The following is a 2,051-nucleotide window of genomic DNA, read 5'->3' on the forward strand; positions in this document are numbered from 1 at the left end:
CTGCTGCCGGCCGCTCCGGCCGCGAGCGACGACCCGCTGGCCGAACTCGACCGCGCCGGCGCCGCGTTGCGCGACGCGTTCGCCGCGCACGCCGACGACGCCTTCGCCGCGCTGGCCGCGGCGATCGCCGGCAAGGCGCTCAACGGCAACAGCTACCGCGCCCATCTGCCCGACGAACTGCGCGCGCAGTTGCAAGCGTGGTGCGCCAACGGCGACTGGTCGCAGCCGCTGGACGAACGCGCGGCCAAGCTCGCGCCGGCCGCGCTCGCGTCCAAGGCCAACAAGGGCAAGGAAGCGCAGCTGCCGGCCTCGCCCTTGTTCGATGCGGTGGCGCGCTTTCTCGACGTCGCGCAGCAGCGCGAGCTATGGCTGGCCGGGCAACGGCTGGCCTTGGCCCATCGCATCCGGGCGGCGGCGGCGCAGCGCCTGGCCGAACTCAAGCGCGTGCGTCGCGTGCAGAGCTTCGACGACCTGATCGCCGATGTCGCGACCGCGCTGGAAGGCCCGCACGGCGAGGCGTTGGCGCGGCGTTTGCGCGAGCAGTACGCGGTGGCCTTGGTCGACGAGTTCCAGGACACCGATCCGCGCCAGTGGGCGATCTTCCGCCGCGTGTTCGGCGAGGCGGCGATGGACGACGAAGCGACGCAACCGGCCGGCCTGTTCCTGATCGGCGATCCCAAGCAGGCGATCTACGGCTTCCGCGGCGGCGATGTGCACACCTACCTGGCCGCCGCCGCGCAGGCGCAGGCGGCGCCGCCGCTGGACCACAACTTCCGCTCGCGCCCCTCGCTGCTGCGCGCGATCGCCGCGCTGTACGCGCAGGCCGGCGCGGCCGCGTTCGTCGATCCGCGCATCCGTTTCCGCGAAGTCGAAGCCGGCGGCGCGGTCGCCGACGACGACTTGCAGCGCGACGGCGCCATCGCGCCGGCCTTGCTGCTGCGCGCGCTGCCGCCGCCCGCGGACGGCCGCAAGAAAGCCGAATGGAGTTCGCCCGAATCGCGCGAGCTGGCCGCGCGTGCCTGCATCGCCGCGATCCACGGCTGGCTCGCCGACGCGCGCGCCGGGCGGGCGACGATCCAGGGCCGGCCGCTGCGTCCGGCCGACATCGCCGTGCTGGTGCGCAGCCACGAGGAGGCCGCGCAGATCCAGCACGCGCTCGGCGCCGCCGGCATTGCCGCGGTGGCCGCCGGCCGCCGCAGCCTGTTCGCGACCGAACAGGCGCTGGAGGTGCTGACCCTGTTCGACGCGTTGCTGCACCCCGGCGACAGCGGTCGCCTGCGCGCGGCGCTGGCGACGGTGCTGGTCGGTCTGGACGGCGCGCAGGTCGCGCGGCTGGCCGCCGACGAAGCCGAGCAGGCGCGCTGGCAGGCGCAGGCGCTGCACTGGCGCGAGCGCTGGCAGCGCCACGGCCCGCTCGCGCTGCTGGCCGAGCTGTGCGCGCAGCAGGCGCCGCGGCTGCTGGCGCTGAGCGACGGCGAGCGCCGCCTGACCAATCTGCTGCAACTGGCCGAAACCCTGCAGGAAGCCGACCGCCGTGCGCTCGGCCTGCACGGCCTGCGCGATTGGCTGCGGCTGCGCATCGCCGAGGCCGACGACGGCGACGAGAAGCAGCAGCTGCGCTTGGAATCGGACGCGCACCGGGTGCAGATCCTGACCCTGCACAAGAGCAAGGGCCTGGAGTTCGGCCTGGTGTTCCTGCCGTTCGTGGCGCTGGGCCGCGAGCCGCGCGCGGGCCGCTGGTGCGAGTATCCCGATCCCGAACACGGCCGGGTGCTGCAGTTGCAGAGCGAAGCGTTCGACCCGAACGCGCCGGACTGGGACGCGGCGCGCGAACGCGCCGCGCTGGAAACCCGCGCCGAGGACGCGCGCCTGCTCTACGTCGGCCTGACCCGCGCCCGCCACGCGCTGTGGATCGCGACCGGCCCGCTGTACCACGCGGCCTTGTCGCCGCTGCAACCGATGCTGGCCGACCTCGACGCCCTGGCGCGCGAGCCCGGCGTCGCCATCGACGCCAGCGCGGTCGGCCCGCCGCCTGCGCCGCTGCCGCCGGT

General features: G+C 74.8%; 1 protein-coding gene. It reads left to right on the top strand.

All coding sequences use genetic code 11. The features are described from left to right. Positions 1-2,051: UvrD-helicase domain-containing protein (locus A7A76_RS22010; RefSeq protein WP_206413318.1), on the top strand; the 2,051-nt coding region annotated here is incomplete at both ends.

The organism is Lysobacter enzymogenes (assembly GCF_017168095.1).
Taxonomy (GTDB): Bacteria; Pseudomonadota; Gammaproteobacteria; order Xanthomonadales; family Xanthomonadaceae; genus Lysobacter; species Lysobacter enzymogenes_D.